This window comes from Roseibium sp. AS2 (genome assembly GCF_038900065.1).
GTDB lineage: Bacteria > Pseudomonadota > Alphaproteobacteria > Rhizobiales > Stappiaceae > Roseibium.
In genome coordinates, this window is the sequence record NZ_JBBMQN010000014.1 from 1 (window position 1) to 17162 (window position 17162).

17 protein-coding genes are annotated in these 17162 nt (G+C 63.5%); 12 read left to right on the top strand and 5 right to left on the bottom strand.

Annotated features, from left to right (window positions below; genetic code table 11):
* Positions 1 to 76: 76 nt before the first annotated feature.
* A complete protein-coding gene (locus tag WNZ15_RS25700) occupies positions 77 to 1135 on the top strand; it encodes a sugar phosphate isomerase/epimerase (RefSeq protein WP_342895905.1) in 1059 nt (352 codons plus the stop codon).
* On the opposite strand, the gene pcaQ is transcribed toward WNZ15_RS25700, so the two are convergent.
* Positions 1132 to 2052 (bottom strand): pca operon transcription factor PcaQ, encoded by a 921-nt coding sequence (gene pcaQ, locus WNZ15_RS25705; RefSeq protein WP_342895906.1) that lies wholly within the window; start codon positions 2050 to 2052, stop codon positions 1132 to 1134. The two genes, WNZ15_RS25700 and pcaQ, sit on opposite strands and share 4 nt — an antisense overlap.
* A gap of 92 nt (positions 2053 to 2144) precedes the next feature.
* On the opposite strand from pcaQ, the gene pobA reads away from it, so the two are divergent.
* From pobA to WNZ15_RS25740, 7 genes are all read left to right on the top strand, one after another.
* Positions 2145 to 3314: a 4-hydroxybenzoate 3-monooxygenase gene (gene pobA / locus WNZ15_RS25710; protein ID WP_342895907.1), complete on the top strand. Its 1170-nt coding sequence runs from the start codon at positions 2145 to 2147 to the stop codon at positions 3312 to 3314.
* A complete protein-coding gene (gene pcaD / locus WNZ15_RS25715; protein ID WP_342895908.1) occupies positions 3314 to 4105 on the top strand; it encodes a 3-oxoadipate enol-lactonase in 792 nt (263 codons plus the stop codon). Before pobA ends, pcaD begins: the two co-directional genes overlap by 1 nt.
* Positions 4098 to 4475 carry a 4-carboxymuconolactone decarboxylase gene (gene pcaC / locus WNZ15_RS25720; protein ID WP_342895909.1) on the top strand — a complete coding sequence of 126 codons (378 nt, stop codon included), beginning with the start codon at positions 4098 to 4100 and terminating at the stop codon, positions 4473 to 4475. The genes pcaD and pcaC overlap by 8 nt, the downstream gene beginning before the upstream one ends.
* 36 nt (positions 4476 to 4511) lie before the next feature.
* On the top strand, positions 4512 to 5240 hold the full coding sequence (pcaH, locus tag WNZ15_RS25725; RefSeq protein WP_342895910.1) for a protocatechuate 3,4-dioxygenase subunit beta: 729 nt from the start codon (positions 4512 to 4514) through the stop codon (positions 5238 to 5240).
* A gap of 3 nt (positions 5241 to 5243) precedes the next feature.
* The gene (pcaG, locus tag WNZ15_RS25730; protein ID WP_342895911.1) at positions 5244 to 5864 is read left to right on the top strand and encodes a protocatechuate 3,4-dioxygenase subunit alpha; all 621 of its coding nucleotides are present in this window, start codon (positions 5244 to 5246) and stop codon (positions 5862 to 5864) included.
* Positions 5865 to 5928: 64 nt separating this feature from the next.
* Positions 5929 to 6765, top strand: coding sequence for a 3-keto-5-aminohexanoate cleavage protein (locus WNZ15_RS25735; protein WP_342895912.1), 837 nt, complete (start codon positions 5929 to 5931; stop codon positions 6763 to 6765).
* A 68-nt stretch (positions 6766 to 6833) separates the two neighbouring features.
* Positions 6834 to 8147: a lyase family protein gene (locus WNZ15_RS25740; RefSeq protein WP_342895913.1), complete on the top strand. Its 1314-nt coding sequence runs from the start codon at positions 6834 to 6836 to the stop codon at positions 8145 to 8147.
* Between the two features lie 73 nt (positions 8148 to 8220).
* Here WNZ15_RS25740 and WNZ15_RS25745 read toward each other — a convergent pair whose 3' ends face one another.
* Genes WNZ15_RS25745 through WNZ15_RS25755 form a run of 3 tightly spaced genes read right to left on the bottom strand, consistent with a single transcriptional unit; the run spans position 8221 to position 11127 of the window.
* Positions 8221 to 9576, bottom strand: a complete 1356-nt coding sequence (locus WNZ15_RS25745; RefSeq protein WP_342895914.1) for a TRAP transporter large permease — start codon at positions 9574 to 9576, stop codon at positions 8221 to 8223.
* Positions 9577 to 9583: 7 nt separating this feature from the next.
* Positions 9584 to 10093, bottom strand: a complete 510-nt coding sequence (locus tag WNZ15_RS25750; RefSeq protein ID WP_342895915.1) for a TRAP transporter small permease — start codon at positions 10091 to 10093, stop codon at positions 9584 to 9586.
* Positions 10093 to 11127: a TRAP transporter substrate-binding protein gene (locus WNZ15_RS25755; protein ID WP_342895916.1), complete on the bottom strand. Its 1035-nt coding sequence runs from the start codon at positions 11125 to 11127 to the stop codon at positions 10093 to 10095. The genes WNZ15_RS25750 and WNZ15_RS25755 overlap by 1 nt, the downstream gene beginning before the upstream one ends.
* A 296-nt stretch (positions 11128 to 11423) precedes the next feature.
* Between WNZ15_RS25755 and WNZ15_RS25760 the strand changes: the two genes are divergently transcribed.
* The 4 genes from WNZ15_RS25760 to WNZ15_RS25775 all read left to right on the top strand — a co-directional run bounded on the left by WNZ15_RS25760 (position 11424) and on the right by WNZ15_RS25775 (position 15356).
* A complete protein-coding gene (locus WNZ15_RS25760) occupies positions 11424 to 11585 on the top strand; it encodes a hypothetical protein (RefSeq protein ID WP_342895917.1) in 162 nt (53 codons plus the stop codon).
* Positions 11578 to 13293: a thiamine pyrophosphate-requiring protein gene (locus WNZ15_RS25765; protein ID WP_342895918.1), complete on the top strand. Its 1716-nt coding sequence runs from the start codon at positions 11578 to 11580 to the stop codon at positions 13291 to 13293. Before WNZ15_RS25760 ends, WNZ15_RS25765 begins: the two co-directional genes overlap by 8 nt.
* A gap of 105 nt (positions 13294 to 13398) precedes the next feature.
* Positions 13399 to 14235 carry a bifunctional allantoicase/(S)-ureidoglycine aminohydrolase gene (locus tag WNZ15_RS25770; protein WP_342895919.1) on the top strand — a complete coding sequence of 279 codons (837 nt, stop codon included), beginning with the start codon at positions 13399 to 13401 and terminating at the stop codon, positions 14233 to 14235.
* Between the two features lie 137 nt (positions 14236 to 14372).
* The gene (locus WNZ15_RS25775; protein ID WP_342895920.1) at positions 14373 to 15356 is read left to right on the top strand and encodes a glyceraldehyde 3-phosphate dehydrogenase NAD-binding domain-containing protein; all 984 of its coding nucleotides are present in this window, start codon (positions 14373 to 14375) and stop codon (positions 15354 to 15356) included.
* A 305-nt stretch (positions 15357 to 15661) separates the two neighbouring features.
* On the opposite strand, the gene WNZ15_RS25780 is transcribed toward WNZ15_RS25775, so the two are convergent.
* Complete coding sequence (locus tag WNZ15_RS25780; protein WP_342895921.1) at positions 15662 to 17098, bottom strand: nucleobase:cation symporter-2 family protein; 1437 nt, start codon at positions 17096 to 17098, stop codon at positions 15662 to 15664.
* Positions 17099 to 17162 lie beyond the last annotated feature (64 nt).

Below are 17162 nucleotides of genomic sequence, written 5' to 3' on the forward strand. Positions count from 1 at the left end.
TCCTTCCGGTTCCGGAAGGACGCCCGCCGTTCCCCCCAACCCGCGCGACCCGCGCCGATCTGCCGAGGAGAGAGCCATGGCCGGACTGATCAAGGGACCAGCGATATTCCTGGCCCAGTTTGCCGGGGACGAGGCCCCGTTCAACTCGTTGCCCGCCATTGCGAAATGGGCGGCAGATCTTGGCTACAAGGGCATCCAGATCCCCACGTTCGACGGCCGTCTGTTCGACCTGGACAAGGCCGCGGAAAGCCAGGTCTATTGCGACGAGGTCAAAGGGATCTGCGCCGATGCCGGTGTGGAGATCACGGAGCTTTCCACCCATCTGCAAGGCCAGCTAGTCGCCGTTCACCCGGCCTACGACCTGGTCTTCGACGGCTTCGCCCCGCCGCAAGTGCACGGCAATCCGAAAGCGCGTCAGGAATGGGCGACCGGCCAGATGAAAAAGGCCGCCGTCGCCAGCCGAAACCTCGGTCTCGACGCCTCCGTCAGTTTCACCGGGTCACTGGCCTTTCCCTATCTCTATCCCTGGCCGCAACGGCCGGCGGGACTGATCGAGGAGGCGTTCGGCGAACTGGCGCGGCGCTGGAAGCCGATCCTCGACGTCTATGACGCCCACGGCGTCGATGTCGGTTACGAGATCCATCCCGGCGAGGACGTCTTCGACGGTGCCACCTTCGAGATGTTCCTCGATGCGCTCGGCGGGCACCAACGCTGCCAGATCAACTACGATCCCTCGCATTTCCTGCTGCAGCAGATGGACTATCTGGCCTTCATCGACATCTATCACGAGCGCATCTGCGCCTTTCACGTGAAGGATGCCGAATTCCATCCGGACGGCCGCCAGGGCGTTTATTCCGGATACCAGAGCTGGATCAACCGCGCCGGCCGGTTCCGCTCGCTCGGCGACGGCCAGGTCGATTTTCACGGCATCTTTTCCAAACTTGCCCAGCACGGCTACGACAGCTGGGCGGTGCTGGAATGGGAATGCTGCCTGAAGTCGCCCGCACAGGGCGCCGCAGAGGGCGCTCCCTTCATCGAGAGTCATATCATCGAGGTCACCGAAAAGGCTTTCGACGACTTCTCCGGCAGCGCGACCGACCAGGAACACATCCGCATGATGCTGGGGCTCGGCTAGGACTTGAAACCGAGTTCGTCGATCACGGTCTGGACCGCGAGCCGGAACACCTGCTCGGCCGCGCCTGGCTGGGTGTCCGGCCGCGTCATCAGGCCGACCGGGCCCTTGGTGATGTCGGTGTCGAAGGGCAGGCGCACAAGGTGGCCGTCTGCGGTCTCGTTCTGGACGACACCTGAGGAGATGATCCAGACCGCGTCCGTGCGTCTGGTATAGACCCGGCCGAATGCGCCGGAAACCGTTTCTATCTTGTTGGTGATTTCGCCGACGCCGTTGGCAATCATGAACCGCTCGACCAGCGGGCGGATGGCCGCGCCTGTCGGCGGGTAGATCACCGGCCAGTCGACGATGCGCTTCACGTCGGGCTTCTCCAGAAGCGGATGACCGGTCCGCACGATCAGGTCGACCCGTTCCGAATAGAGCTGGGTGAAGGACACGCCTTCCATGGAGCCCGGGCGGCCGAGGCGGCCGATCACCAGATCGAGTTCCCCCAGTTTCAGGCGCTCGATCAGATAGCCGTGCGGGCCGTCCATGATCTGCACCATCACGTTCGGCGCCAGTTCCGAAAACTCCCGGATCACGGGCGGCATGAAACTGGCGGCCACGCTTGGCAATGCACCGACCTTCAGGGTCGGACGGGCATGGTCGCCCTCCTTTTCAACCCCGTCCAGGCCCTGCTGCAGGCTGGCGAGCGAAATCTGCGCGAAGTGCAGGAACACCTTGCCCTGTTTGGTCAGCGCGGTGCCGGCCCGGTTGCGGGTCATCAGGCTCGCACCGATGATCTCCTCCAGTTCCTTCAGCGTCTTGGAAATGGCCGGCTGGGTCAGATGGAGCTTGTCCGCCGCCAGCTTCAGACTGCGTTCCTGGGCGATTTCCACGAAACACTGGATATGGCGGAACTTGATGCGCCGGTCGATCATTTGAATACTCATTTTGGAAAGAAACAGGCTCGATATGTCATTTTACTTCCCGATTTCGATCATTCAATATCAAATCAACCAGGGAGAAACGGATGCGTACACAGGTTGTCATCGTCGGTGGAGGACCGTCGGGCCTGCTGCTCGGGCAGCTTTTGCACCGCAAGGGCATCGACACCGTCGTGCTGGAGCGCAAGACACGGGACTACGTGCTGCGCCGCATCCGCGCGGGGATCCTGGAAACGGGCCTCGTCAACATGATGCGCGAAGCGGGCGTGGCGGACAGGATGGACAAGGAATGCTATGTCCATGACGGCACCTGCATTTCCTACGAGAACGAGCTGTTCGACATCAATTTCAAGGAGTTGATCGGACAGAATGTCATTGTCTACGGGCAGACGGAAGTCACGCAGGATCTCTATGACGCCCGCGAGGCAACGGACGGCAAGACAGTCTTCGAGGTCGAGGGCGTTCAGATCTGCGACGCCGACAGCGACGCCCCCTTTGTCACCTTCACGGCCGACGGCCGCGAACAGCGCATCGATTGCGACTTTGTCGCCGGCTGCGACGGCTTTCACGGCGTCAGCCGCCAGACGATCCCCGAGACCGTGCGCAAGGACTATGAAAAGGTGTTCCCGTTCGGCTGGCTGGGCATCCTGTCCGAAACACCGCCTGTCCATGACGAGCTGATCTACGCGAATTCCACACGCGGCTTCGCGCTCTGCTCCATGCGCAACGAGAACCTGTCACGCTACTATGTGCAATGCGCCGTCACCGACACGGTCGAGCAGTGGAGCGACGCGGCCTTCTGGGACGAGTTGAAGCGCAGGATCCCGGATTCCGTCGCCGACAAGCTGGTCACCGGACCGTCCATCGAGAAATCGATCGCACCGCTCAGATCCTTCGTCAGCGAGCCGATGCGCTGGGGCCGGCTGTTCCTGTGCGGCGACGCGGCTCATATCGTTCCGCCGACCGGCGCCAAGGGCCTGAACACCGCCGCCTCGGATGTGCATTATCTCAAGGAGGCGCTGGTCCAATACTACCTGGACAAGGACACCGACGGGATCGATGGCTATTCCGAAAAGGCGCTGGCCCGGGTATGGAAAGCCGAGCGGTTCAGCTGGGCGACGACCAATATGCTGCACCGGTTCCCGGACCAGTCGGATTTCGACCTGAAGATGCAGCGTGCGGAAATCCAGTCGCTGCATCACCATGAAACGGCGCAGAAATGGTTTGCGCAAAACTATGTGGGCCTGCCCTATTGATGAAGATCGCGCGACTCCCGACTGCGGACATTCACTGGCACGAGGACGGCGATCCGGACGGCTTGGCGGTTGTTTTCGCCAATTCCCTGGGCACGGACCTGCGCCTCTGGGACGGCGTGGTGGACCGGCTGGCCGGAAACGGCCTGAGGCTGGTGCGCTTCGACAAGCGCGGCCACGGGCTGTCGTCCTGCCCGAAGCCGCCCTATTCGATGGATGACCTTGTCCGGGATACGGACACGCTGCTGGATGAGCTCGACATCGGGTCCTGCGTGTTCGTCGGCCTGTCCATCGGCGGCATGATCGGCCAGTTGCTGGCCAGCCGGCGGCCGGACCGGATCAGCGGCCTGGTGCTCGCCAACACGGCGGCGAAAATGGGCGACCCCGCCATGTGGCGGGACCGGATTTCACGTATCCGTGCCGACGGTCTCGACAGCATCGCCGACGCGGTTCTCGAGCGCTGGTTTTCCGGAAGCTTCCGCGGCAGGCCCGAGAGCCTCGGCTGGCGCCACATGCTGTGCCGCACGCCCGAGGATGGCTATGTCGGCTGCTGCGAGGCGATTGCCGCGGCAGACCTCAGCCAAAGCACGGCCAGCCTGCGCCTGCCTATGCTCGGCATCGGCGGCAGCGAGGATCTTGCCAGTCCGTCGGACCTGGTGCGCGCGACCACAGCGCTGGTACCGGGAAGCCGTTTTGTCGAAATAGACCAGGCCGGGCACCTGCCCTGTGTGGAGCAACCGGATGCATTCACCGGCCATCTGCTGAGATTCCTGAAGGAGGACCTCCATGTCTGAGCGCTTCGAAACCGGTACCAGGGTCCGGCGATCCGTGCTTGGCGACGAACACGTCGACCGTGCGGAAAGTGCCAAGTCCGCGTTCGACGAACCGTTCCAGACCCTGATCACGGAGACGGCCTGGGGCAATGTCTGGGCCTCCGACGGCATCAGCGCGCGCGAGCGCTCCATGCTGACGCTCGCCCTGCTGGCGGCGCTCGGAAATTTCGAGGAAATTCCGATGCATATCCGTGCGACAAAACGCACGGGCGCGAGCAAGCAGGATGTGCTGGAGTCGTTTCAGCATGTGGCAATCTATGCCGGTGTTCCCCGCGCCAACCAGGCGCTGAAACTGGCGAAGCAGACTTACGCAGAGATGGAAGCCGAGTAGGCTCGCAAGCCGCTTGCTCCTGAGGAGGAGAGGAAAATGCTCAAACCTGGTGAATTCTACCAGCGCAACCGCGAACGCCATCCGCCGGCGCTGACGCCGGATTACAAGACCTCGGTCGCGCGGTCGCCGAAATACTCCATGATCAGTCTCGAGAACACGGTCTCCGAAACGACCGGTCCGGTGTTCGGCCACAACGACCTGGACCCGCTCGACAGGGACCTGATCTTCAACTACGCCAAATCCGGCGAAAGCGCGATCGGTGAGCGGATCATCCTGCATGGCCGCGTTCTCGACGAAAACGCCAGGCCGGTTCCGAACACGCTGGTCGAGATCTGGCAGGCCAATGCGGGTGGCCGCTACCGGCACCGCAAGGACACTTATCTTGCCCCGATCGACCCGAATTTCGGCGGTTGCGGGCGCACGCTCACGGACGAGAACGGCTACTATTATTTCCGCACGGTGAAACCGGGCGCCTATCCGTGGCGCAACTGGGTCAACAGCTGGCGGCCCGCGCATGTTCACATGTCGATCTTCGGCACGGCCTTCTGCCAGCGGCTGATCACCCAGTGTTATTTCGAGGGCGACCCGCTGATCCCGAAATGCCCGATCGTCAAGACCATTCCCGACCCGGATGCGGTCGAACAACTGATCGCGTTGCTCGATCTCAACGCGACCATTCCGCTGGACACGATCGCCTACAAGTTCGACATCGTGCTGCGCGGGCGCCGGTCGACACTGTTCGAAAACCGTCTGGAGGGGAACTGAGCCATGGCACAGAAACTTGAATACCTTCAGGAAACCTCGTCGCAGACGGCCGGTCCCTATGTTCACATCGGGCTGGCCCCGGGTGCCGCCGGTTTCGACATCTACAAGCAGGAACTCGGCTGGGACATCGCCGGGCCGAACGCCAAGGGGGAGCGGATCCGGGTCGAAGGGATCGTGATGGACGGCATGGGCAGCCCGATCAAGGATGTCATGCTGGAGATCTGGCAGGCCAATGCGGACGGACACTATGCGCATCCGGAAGGCGGCGGCGCGGTCGAGGACGGTTTCCGGGGCTGGGGCCGCGTGATCACCGACTTCGAGACGGGCGAATGGGGCTTCGACACGGTCAAGCCGGGCGCCTGCCCGGGCCGCAGCGGCACCGTCCAGGCTCCGCACCTGAACCTGTGGATCGTCGCGCGCGGCATCAATATCGGCCTCAACACACGCCTTTATTTCGAGGACGAAATCGAGGCGAACGCGAAGGATCCGGTGCTGAACCTGATCGAATGGGAACGCCGCCGCGCAACGCTGGTCGCCAGCAAGACGACACGGGACGGTCAGGCCGTCTACCGCTTCGATATCAATCTGCAGGGAGAAGACGAGACCGTCTTCTTCGATGTCTGAGAACACGGAAAACCGATCATCCTTGCCGTCGACGTCGCCGAGCGTTCACGAACGAAGAGAAAAAATGACCAAACCCTGTATCATCTGTGTCGCGATCACCGGTTCGCTGCCGAAGAAGGAAAACAATCCAGCCGTGCCGATCACGGTCGCCGAACAGGTGGACAGCACCCAGGAGGCCTTCGAGGCGGGCGCGTCGATCGTTCATGCCCATGTGCGCAATGACGACGAGACACCGTCCTCTGATCCGGAAAAATTCGCGCGCCTGAAGGAAGGTCTCGAAAAACACTGCCCGGGCATGATCATCCAGTTTTCGACCGGAGGCCGGTCCGGCGCAGGCAAGGCGCGCGGCGGCATGCTCCCGCTTGCGCCCGACATGGCGTCCCTGTCGGTCGGCTCGAACAATTTTCCGACGCGGGTCTACGAGAACCCGCCGGATCTGGTCGACTGGCTGGCGCGCGAGATGCGGGAGCACGCCGTCAAACCCGAAATCGAGGCCTTTGATCTCAGCCACATTCACCAGGCGGCGGCCATGAACAGGGACGGCCGGATTCCGGGCAAGCTCTATGTCCAGTTTGTCATGGGCGTCAGGAACGCCATGCCGGTCGACAAGGATGTGTTCGATTATTACATCAAGACGGTTCATCGCCTTGCCCCCGGTGCCGAATGGTGCGCGGCCGGGATCGGCCAGCACCAGTTGACCGTCAACGAATGGTGCATCGCCGCCGGCGGCCATACCCGCACCGGGCTCGAGGACAATATTCGCCTCGACAGCGAGACCCTTGCCCCGAGCAATGCGGCGCTGGTGAAACGGGCCACAGAGCTTTGCGAGACATACGAGCGGCCCGTCGCGACCTGGCAACAGGCCCGCGAAATCCTCGACCTGCCGCTGAAGGCAGCTTGACCCGATTTGCGTGATGGCTCTCTATGACGAACCGTATCAACGTCCCCGGCCAGTGACCTCGGAGTGCCATGCCCCTTTCGCTTTTTTCCAGCTCCGTCTTCTCCGGACTTTATGGCGACGAAGACATTGCCCACCTGCTGAGTGACGCCAGCGACGTCAGTGCCATGATCAAGGTCGAACGGGCGCTGGCCGTCGTGCAGGGGAACCTCGGTGTCATTCCGCGGGGCGCGGCCGACGCAATTGAAGCCGCCCTTGGCAATACGGAGCTCGATCCTGCGCAAGTCGCGGAGGGAACACGCTCCGCAGGCGTTCCGGTCCCCGCGCTGGTCAGTCTCCTGCGGGCCGCCGTCGGTCCGGAAAGCGGGACCTGGGTCCATTGGGGCGCCACCAGCCAGGATGTCATGGACAGCGCCATGATGCTGCAGGTGAGGGACTGCCTGGAGGTTCTGGAAACCCGGCTCGCCGGGTTGATCGACACGCTGCGGGAGCAGAGCGAACGTCACGCCGGACAGGTGATGGCGGGACGCACCCGCAACCAGATTGCCACCCCGATCACTCTCGGTTACCGGATCGCGCAATGGGCGCACCCGCTGATCGACGCGGAAGCGGCACTTGCCGGTCTGCGCGGAGCCGTGCTCAGGGTCCAGTTCGGCGGCGCTTCGGGCATCAACAGTGCCGTCGCTCCGGATGGGAGCGCCCTGTCAGCGGCGCTGGCAAGAGAACTCGGCCTTTTCGACAGCCCATCCTGGCATGTCAACCGGACACCTGTCCTGGCACTCGGCGCCTGGCTGCAGCAGCTTGGCGCGGGACTGGCCAAGATGGCCGGCGACCTTGTCCTGCTCGGACGCTCGGAGATCGGCGAGGTGCAGTGCGGAACGGGTGGCGGGTCCTCGACCATGCCGCAGAAGAACAACCCGATCCAGCCGGAAGCCATCGTCACGCTTGCCCGGATCGCAACCGCCGCGCAGGCCGGTCTTGCCGCTGCCGCCGCCCCGGTCGAGGAGCGCGATGGCGCCAGATGGCCGCTCGAATGGCAGTTTCTGCCACAGATGCTGATTGCGACCGGAGCGGCGCTCCGTCATGCCCAGGCGCTTGCCGCCACTCTGAAACCGAATGCCGCCAGGATCGCCGCAACGCTCGCCGCAAATCCGGAGATCATGGCGGAAGCGGCCAGCTTTGTTCTTGCCCAAAAGGGTGTGGCGCGGGCGGAGGCGAAGGATCTGGTCGCCCGGGCCGCCGCAAGCACCGAACCGTTCGCGACGGCGCTGGCACAGTCGAGCCCTGTCGATATCGACTGGGAGGAAGCCCTCGATCCGGCCACCGTCATCGCTCCGGCAACAGAAATGTCGGAACGGATCTTCGCAAAACGAGCGACTGCCTGAGCGGTGTTTCCGAAAGGCAGGTCCCGGCGCGAGGCCGGGACGGCAATGTTGCGGAAGTCTTGGTTTCGTGCCGTCAGCTCAAAACCTTTGGTAGCCACAGGGTCAGGGCCGGGAAGCTGACCAGAAGGATCACACGGATGATTTCCGCGCCGAAGAACGGCGTGACGCCCTTGAATGTCTCGATCATCGGTGTTTCCCGGTCGAGCGAGGAAATCACGAAGACATTCATGCCGACCGGTGGCGTGATCAGGCCGAGTTCCACCACGACCAACGCAAGCACACCGAACCAGATCTTCAGATCCTCGGTGCTCATGCCAAAGCCGGCGCCGTCCGCTCCCTGATAGACGCCGCCGTTGATTTCCACCAGAACCGGCCAGAAGAACGGGATCACCAGAAGGATCATGGACAGGCTGTCCATCAGGCAGCCCAGCAGGATCAATGCGATCAGGAGGAGAATCAGGACGGTCATCGGCTCGAGTCCGGAGCCGGCGATCCAGGCCGCGGTCTCCTGCGGCAGGCCGACCCGCGACATGAAGATCTTCAGGAGCTCCGCGCCGAGAATGATCAGGTAGATCATGCCGGAGGTCGATGCGGTTTCCTTGAGCGCCAGGACGAAGTCGTGACGGGTGAGCTTGCGCTGCGCGAGCCCGAAGGCAAGCACGAGAAACACGCCGACGGCCGCGGCCGGTGTCGGATTGAAGAAGCCGAGATAGATCCCGCCGATCACCAGTCCGAAAACGACCAGCACCGGGATCATGCCGGCGGTCGCCTCCACGAATTCCCGCCGGTCCGCGACGCCGCCCTTCGGCCCGGCCTCGGGCCGGATGGCAACATAGATGGCGATGGTCAGCAGAAACAGGACGACGGCGAGCAACCCGGGCAGAAAAGCCGCCATGAACATGGTGACGATGTTCGCCTCCACGATGACGGCGTAGATGATCAGCACGACGGACGGCGGGATCAGGATGCCGAGGACGCCGCCGGCGGCGAGCGTTCCCGTCGCCAGGGCGCCGGAATAGCGGTAGCGCTTGAGTTCCGGCAGGGCCACCTTGCCCATGGTGGATGCTGTTGCCAGTGACGAGCCGCAGACCGCGCCGAATCCGGCGCAGCCCGCGATCGCCGCCATGGCCGTACCGCCGCGCAGCCAGCCGAGCCAGGCGTTTGCCCCCCGGAAAAGCGCCTGGCTGAGGCCGGTCTTGGACGCGATTGCCCCCATCAGGACAAACATCGGCACGACCGACAGGTCGTAAATGGAGAACTGGCCGTAGGCCAGGGTCTTGAGCTGGCTGAGAACGAGCGCCGGCCCGTTCAGCATCATGGTGCCGACACCGCCGACCAGGATCATCGCATAGGCAATGGGCATGCGGATCGCGATCAGGGCAACCAGCACCACGAGCGCGCCCAGGCCCAGGACAAGTGCGTCCGTCATTTTGTTGTTATCCTTTCGACAGCACGCTCACGTCGCGCAGCAGCGTGACGAAGGCCGCCAGAGCCAGCAGGGCAAGTGACACGAGGATGGGCACGAAAGCCATCCAGTGCGGGATCTGCAAAATGGTGGTGGTGTAGTCGTAGTCCTTCTGGTTCAGCATGCCGAAATACATGCGCCAGATGAGCAGCCCGGCAAAACCGAGAGCGACCAACGAAGCGAACATGGTGAAGACGGCAATGGTTCTTCTGGACGCGCCCGAGGTGAAGATGTCGGCGGAAACGTTGGCACCGACGAGCTGGCAATAGGGCAGGAACGCGAAGACCGCGACCGCCACACCCATTTCCGTCAGTTCGAAATCCCCGGGAAAGGGTTTGCCGAAGACCGACCCGACGATGGAGATCATGTTCACCGCGACCACCGCAAGCAGAAGAATTCCGCCGAGCAGGGCCCAGGCGGTGATCAGGCGGCTGGCAGCCCCGGTGAACCCGGGACTGCTGTGTTGAGAGGAGCCCGGCATCAGGTCCCTGAGTGGCTCGCAACCGCGGCCTTGGCCTTTTCGACAAGCGCGGCGCCGTCGATCCCCTTGGCGGCGACTTCGTCCACCCAGCGTTCGGTGACCGGCGCCAGGGCCTCGCGGAATGCCTCGGTTTCCTCTTCGCTCAAGGTGACGTGAGTGTTGCCGGCCTTGACGGCAAGACCGATGCCGAATTCGTCGGCGCCGGCCCAGATTTCACCGACCTGCTCGACCCATTCCGGCCCGGATGCATCCCGGAACGCCTTCTGAATGTCCGCCGGCAGGCTGTCCCAGCGCTCCTTGTTCATGGACACCTGGAACGTCGTCGTGCCGAAACGCTCCTTGCCGGCGCCTTCGATCTGGTATTCGGTCTGTTCCTGGATCTTCAGCGGCGGGATGATCTCCCAGGGAATGAAAGCCCCGTCGATCACGCCTTTTTGCAGCGCAGTCGGCAGTTCCGGAACCGGCATGGCGACCGGCGCTGCGCCGAGCGCCTCGATCACCCAGGCACCGGTGCGGGTCGGAATGCGGATTTTCTTGCCTTCAAGATCCGCAGGCGTGTGGACTTCCGTGTCGCGCATGTGAATGCCCTGTCCTGCATGGACATGCAGGAACATCACTTCCACACCCTTGTATTCTTCCTTCAGGTCGCTCTCGTAGAGGTCCATCAGTGCCAGATTGGTGGCCTTGGTGTTGTTGGTGTGGACGCCCGGCAGCTCGAACACTTCGGAGCGCGGGAACAGGCCCGGTGTGTAGCCGTTGACGGTCCAGACCAGATCGACAACACCGTCGCGCACCTGACTGATCAGCTCGGGCGGACGACCGCCAAGCGTCATCGCCGGATAGAGCTCGATCGACACCTTGCCGCCCGAGTTTTCCTCGACCTGTCTGGCCCACGGCACCAGCATCTTGGAATGGGCCGGAGCCTTTTCGCCCAGGAAATGGTGCAGCTTGAATTCATGGTCGGCGGCGGTGGCCGAAGTGGCGCCGCCCGCGAGCAGCGCCGCTGCCAGAACCGCGTTCTTGATGATGTTCATTTTTCCTCCTCCGGGAATGGTCTTTTGCCGGCTGGAACCCGGCGATGTCACGAGCAGGTCCGATCAGCCGGATGGGCAGCCTTGCAGGTGCGGGCCACCGGAATTTCAAGGTCTTCCATCGGGCAAGATACTGTGGTCGGGCCCGAATGCGTCCGCATCGGCAGCCAGCTCCAAACATACCTCCAGTGCCATCTTCACTAATTAGTTTTGGAATGTAAAATGACAAAATTGCTGAATTACTTTCCATTATAAGCAACAAAAATAACGGTTCCATTCGTGGTTTTTTTTCGTCTAGGGTGCCTGCCAAACTGGAACTGACCGCCTCGCGCGGCGGCATCCGTCTCGGATTGCAGACCGGTTTTTTGACCGGCACGACACCGGACGAGATGCAGGACGAGATACCGGGCACCCGGAACACCGGCCCCGGCGCGGGCAACCATCGAGGACAGAATGGCTGACAGGCTGGAAGGCAAGACTATCACCGCGGGCGGTGCCGTTTTCGGCAAGCTCAAGGCACTTGGCATCGACTATGTCTTCGCCAATTCGGGAACGGACTTTCCGCCGATCATCGAGGGCCTGATCGAAGCCAGCCAGACCGGTCTCGACCTGCCGACACCCGTCACCGTGCCGCACGAACATGTCGCTGTCGGCATGGCCCACGGCTATTATCAGCTTTCCGGCAAGGTCCAGTCGGTCATGCTGCACACCAACGTGGGCCTTTCCAACGGGGCGACAGGCACGATCAATGCCTGGTGCGACCAGATTCCGATGCTGATCATGTCCGGGCGCACACCCGTGATGGAGGGCGGGCGCTTCGGTGCACGCACGGTCCCGATCGGCTGGGGGCAGGAGATGTTCGACCAGACCGCCCTGCTGCGCGAAGTGACCAAATGGGACTACGAACTGCGCTTTCCCGAGCAGATCGCCGATCTGTTCGACCGGGCCTGGGCCATCTCGACGTCGACACCGACAGGCCCGGTCTATCTGAGCCTGCCGCGGGAAGTGCTGTGCGAACAGATACCGCCGGATGGTCTCCAGACACCCTCAAGACAGGCACCGGTTCTGCCGGTGGCCTCCGGCCGCGACCTGAAAGCGGCCGCCGACCTGCTGGCCGGGGCGAAACATCCGCTGATCATCAGTCAGCGCGGGGCAGGTTCAGAGGAAGCCTTTGCCGCGCTGGGGGCGTTTGTGAACGACTGGGCGCTGCCGCTGTCCCACTACTGGGCCAACAAGCTCTCCCTGCCCTTGTCCCATCCCATGCAGGTCGGCTGCGCGCCGGAAGACTTGCTCGGCGAAGCGGATGTCATCCTTGTGATCAATTCCCTGGCCCCCTGGTGGCCGGACAAGGTCCAACTGCGGGACGATGTCGCCGTCATCCAGCTTGGACCGGACCCGTTGTTCTCACGCACGCCGATCCGCAATTTCCAGGCCGATGTCACGCTGGCCGGTGAAACCGCAGACACGCTGCTGGCGCTGATCGGCGAGATGAACACCCGTCCGCGCGACGAGGCCGCGCTCACCCGGCGCAGGCAGCGCATCAGCGCGCAGTCAGCGGAAAACCGCAGGAAAGTGATCGACCGTGCCGAGCGCGGCAATAGCGGCCCGATGTCCAAGGACTGGGTGAGCCTGTGTCTGGGCCGGGCGATCAGGGGCCGCAAGGCAAGTGTGTTCCACGAACTCGGCTGCCCGCTGGAGCCGCTCGACCTCGACAGCCACAACAGCTATTTTCAGGAGCCCCATTCCGGCGGTCTCGGCTGGGGTCTTCCGGCCGCTCTCGGCGCACAGCTCGCCGACCGCGACCGGCTGATCTTCGCGACGATGGGCGACGGCAGCTACATGTTCGCCAATCCGACCGCCTGCCACATGGTGGCGGAGGCGCATGAGCTGCCCGTCATCACCCTGGTGCTCAACAACGAGGAATGGGGCGCCGTACGCCATTCTGTCGTCGGAACCTACAAGGACGGCCTGGCCACGAAAGCCAACGAGGTGCCGCTGACATCGCTGCGGCCGAGCCCGGATTTCACCCGGACGGCGGAGGCCAGCCGCGCCTACACGGAAACCGTGACCGAGGGCGACGCGCTTCCCGCCGCGCTGGACCGCGCCATCACGGTGGCCACCCGGGAAAAACGCCAGGTGCTTCTCAACATCGCCATTGCCAGGGCCTGATTATCTTGTTTTTCAGATAGGAGCTCATCGGCCGCGCGCCATGGCGCCGGCCGGGATGGCACGCCATACTCTGCGATACCCGGTTTCGATCCAGAAAGGTTGCCCGTGACCCAGTCCGACGGACCCCGTACCTACTACGCACCCAAAGGCGGCCATCCGGGTCAGGACACATTGCTGACCGACCGCGCCGTGTTTACAGAGGCCTATGCCGTTATTCCGAAGGGCACGATGCGGGACATCGTCACGAGCCTGCTGCCCTTCTGGGACAAGACACGGCTGTGGGTTCTGTCACGGCCGCTGTCCGGCTTTGCCGAGACCTTTTCCCAGTACATCATGGAAGTGTCGCCCGGTGGCGGATCGGACCGTCCCGAATCGGACCCGGCGGCGGAAGGTGTGCTCTTTGTCGTGGAGGGCACCGCGACCCTGACGGCCGGCGGCCAAAGCTTCGACCTGCGTCCGGGCAGCTACGCCTACCTGCCGCCGCAGACCGGATGGACCTTCAGCAACCCGGGTTCCGACCCGGTCCGGTTCCACTGGGTGCGCAAGGCCTATGAACCCGTCGAGGGCCTCGACCGGCCGGATTTCTTCGTCACCCACGAAGACGAGGTCACCCCGTCTGCCATGCCCGGCACCGACGGCAAATGGGCGACAACCCGTTTTGTCGACCCGCAGGACCTGCGCCATGACATGCATGTCACCATCGTCACCTTTCAGCCGGGCGCCGTCATTCCCTTCGCCGAAACCCATGTCATGGAGCACGGTCTCTATGTGCTGGAAGGCAAGGCGGTCTACAGGCTCAATCAGGACTGGGTCGAGGTCGAGGCCGGCGATTACATGTGGCTGCGCGCCTTCTGCCCGCAGGCCTGTTATGCCGGCGGTCCCGGGCCGTTCCGCTACCTGCTCTACAAGGACGTCAACCGTCACATGAAGCTGCGGACCTGATCGCCGCTGCCCCGGCCCCACGACGGAATTGTCCCAGGGGACAATAAAATTGAAGATCTGCACCGGTGCCCGGTGCTACCCCTTGCCCATCAGCCCTGAACTGCAAGGGCACGGATCGTCAAACCGGACACATGAAAATGCGGATCGTCATCAACGGGTTCGGCCGGATCGGCCGGACCGTGCTGCGTCAGGTTCTCCAGCTCCGGGAAACAGACCGGATTGAAGTGGTGCGGATCAACGACATCGCGCCACTGGAGACCTGCGCCTATCTTTTCAAGTATGACAGCGTCTTCGGCCCCTGGCCCGGCGAAGTGACAGCGGGCGACGGCACCCTGACCGTGGACGGCCGGATCATGCCGTTTTCCGCCGAGCCCGACCTGTCCCGGCTCGATCTTTCGGATGTTGATGTCGTTCTGGAATGCACCGGCAAGGCGGACGCCCGCAATGTCGCGGAACGCGGTGTTCTGGCCGGAGCCGCCAACGTGCTGATTTCCGGCCCGTCGTCGGCGGCGGACATCACGCTTGTGCTCGGGGCGAACGAGGACCGGCTCGGCAGCCACCAGATCGTTTCCAACGGGTCCTGCACCACCAATGCGCTTGCCCCGCTGCTGCGCGGTCTCAATGAGGCCATCGGCATCGAGACCGGGCACATGACGACGATCCACTGCTACACCGGCAGCCAGCCGATGGTGGATGCCCCGCGCGGCCCGCTGGAACGCAGCCGGGCGGGCGGGGTCTCCATGGTGCCGACCACGACAAGCGCCACCAAGCTGCTCGGCAAGGTGCTGCCGCAACTCGAGGGCAAGATATCCGGCGCCGCCGTGCGTGTGCCCGCCATCAGCGTGTCCGCCGTCGACCTGACGCTGATGCTGGCCAGGCCGTTCGGCGCGCCCGCCAACGACTTTCTTCAGGCGCTTTTCGCCGACAATCCGGTCATCGGCTTCACGCAGGACCGGGTTGTCTCGACGGACATGCGCGCGCGTTCGGAATCCCTCGTGATCGCTCTGCCCGAAACGCTCGAGACCGGGGACCGGCAGGTGCGGATCTTCGGCTGGTACGACAACGAATGGGGGTTCTCGGCGCGCATGATCGACGTGGCGCGGCGGATGGCGGGGCGGTAGGTCTCAAGGTCCGCGTTTGCATGTGGAGATGCCCTTCCAACCGCGTTGCGGTTCACCCCCATCCCTGACCCTTCCCCACAAGGGGGAAGGGGACTGTCCCCGCATGCCGATTACGGCAGGTTACCAATTCAGCGCCATGGGTCGTCAGGACGTGGCAATGCTTCGGGGACGGCAGGGCCAGGCCCCCCTCCCCCTTGTGGGGAGGGGTGGGGAACACGACCTTGCCCAGAAACAGGCGAGAGTGAACAACTCAAGTAAAAAAGGGCCGCTCGCGCGGCCCTTCCGATATTTTCAAATACGCGGTGTCAGGCCGCCCCGTCTTTCGGCAGGGAGCCCTTGCCGTGTCCGGCAAGACCGCCGGAGACTTCCTCGGTGGATTCGCCGGACAGGTCCTGCGGCAGCACCAGGTTGAGCACGATGGCAATCGCTGCGGCCGGCAGCAGGCCGCTGGTGAGCAGGATGCGGGCCGTGTCCGGCACGTGCTGCAGGGCACCCGGCTCCAGTTGCAGGCCGAGGCCGATGGAGAGCGAGATGGCGAAGATCACCATGTTGCGCCGGTTCCAGTTGACGTCCGACAGCATGGAAATGCCCGCCGCCACGACCATGCCGAACATCACGATCACGCCGCCGCCGAGCACCTCGATGGGCACGGTGCGGATGACCGAGCCGACCTTGGGAACGAGACCGCAGACGATCAGGAAAATCGCGCCGATCGTGACCACGTGACGGCTCATGACGCCGGTCATGGCGATCAGGCCGACGTTCTGGCTGAAGGACGTGTTCGGCAGGCCGCCGAAGAACCCGGCGATGGCCGTGCCGATCCCGTCGGCATAGGTCGCGCCGGCGATTTCCTTGTCTGTGGCCTCACGGCCGGCACCGCCCTTCGCAATTCCGGAGACGTCGCCGACGGTTTCGACCGCGGAGACGAAGGCCATCAGACAGAAGCCGATCACCGCCGCCAGCGAGAACTCGAAGCCGTATTTGAACGGCTGCGGCAGGGCGAAGACGGCCGCGTTCGACCAGGAACCGGAAATGGTGCCGAATGTCAGCATGCCGGTCGCGAGTGCAAACAGATAGCCGACAATGAGGCCGAGCAGGACGGCGGAAATCGACAGCATGCCCCTGGCGAAGAATTTCAGCCCGAGGGTCACGACAATCACCACCAGCGCGGCCGACCAGTTGAGCAGGGAGCCGTATTCCGGTTTGCCGATGGCAGGGACGCCGCCGGCCGCATACTGGATGCCGACCTTGACCAGCGCCAGACCGATCATGGTTACCACCAGGCCCGTTACCAGAGGCGGCAGTGCAAAGCGTATCTTGCCGATGAAGAGACCGAGCGCGGCGTGGAAGACCCCGCCGATGATCACACCGCCGAACAGGGCGGCCAGTCCGTCGACCCCCTTGCCGGCGACAAGCGGGATCATGATCGGCAGGAACGCAAAGGACGTGCCCTGGACGATCGGCAGGCCCGCGCCGACCGGACCCAGCGTCACGGTCTGAAGCAGCGTGGCGATCCCGGCGAACACCATCGACATCTGGATGAGGTACAGCAACTCGGGAAAGTCGGGAGAATTGGACCCGAAGCCGAAGCCCGCGGCGCCGGCGATGATGATCGCCGGGGTCACGTTGGAGACGAACATCGCCAGCACATGCTGGATGCCCAGCGGGATCGCCTTGTGCATGGGAGGTGTAAAGTTGGGATCGCGGAGCTGTTCCGCGGTTCCGATCGACGAATGAGACATATCTGCTCCTCTGAAGGTATTCGGACGCCGCCACCTCGTTCCACGGGCGAAAGTCGTCCTTGCT